Origin of the sequence: Mycobacterium sp. (assembly GCF_008709575.1) — a bacterium.
In the GTDB taxonomy this organism is placed as follows: domain Bacteria; phylum Actinomycetota; class Actinomycetes; order Mycobacteriales; family Mycobacteriaceae; genus Mycobacterium.
Map to the genome: position 1 here is coordinate 1 of NZ_VYIK01000567.1, position 511 is coordinate 511.

Genomic DNA, 511 nt, shown 5'->3' on the forward strand with positions numbered 1-511 from the left:
GCCCGTTCGAGCCAATTCCTGATCGAGCACTAGCAAAATCGGGGTTTCGTTGCGCAGTTGCATCGCGATCGCGCTGGTCTCGCCACGAGTCCGCTGGGCTGACTTGGCCAGCTCGTCGACACGTGCTGCCATCGCGGGGTTGCCGCGCAATTCCGCGGTCCGCCCGTCTGCGGCGAACTCGATCCCCACAGCACCGTCGACTCGTGCCCAATCATCGAGCAGTTGCGCGAGCTCGTGCTGGCCGATGTAACGTCCCTTCCGGACGAGGTCATCTTCCAACCCGGCTACGTCCACGTCGTTGCTCACCAACAGAGCACTCGACTCGTCAGATAGCTCCTGCAGCCCGGCGCGCTGCTCTTCGATCGCCGTCAGCACCTCATGCAACTTCTGCTCACGCTGGGCACGGGTCAACGTGAAGTCGAAACCGGCTTCCAGGACCCTCGGCGCAGCCGCGGCGATGATCGGTTCGAGCGCCCCTATCGACGACTCGAAGATGCCAATGCGGTCCAAC

1 protein-coding gene is annotated in these 511 nt (G+C 63.4%); it reads right to left on the reverse strand.

What is annotated here, in order from left to right; genetic code table 11:
- Nucleotides 1–375, reverse strand: a 375-nt coding sequence (locus F6Q13_RS20180; RefSeq protein WP_293060206.1) for a hypothetical protein, incomplete at its 3' end; no start/stop codon positions are given.
- Nucleotides 376–511 lie beyond the last annotated feature (136 nt).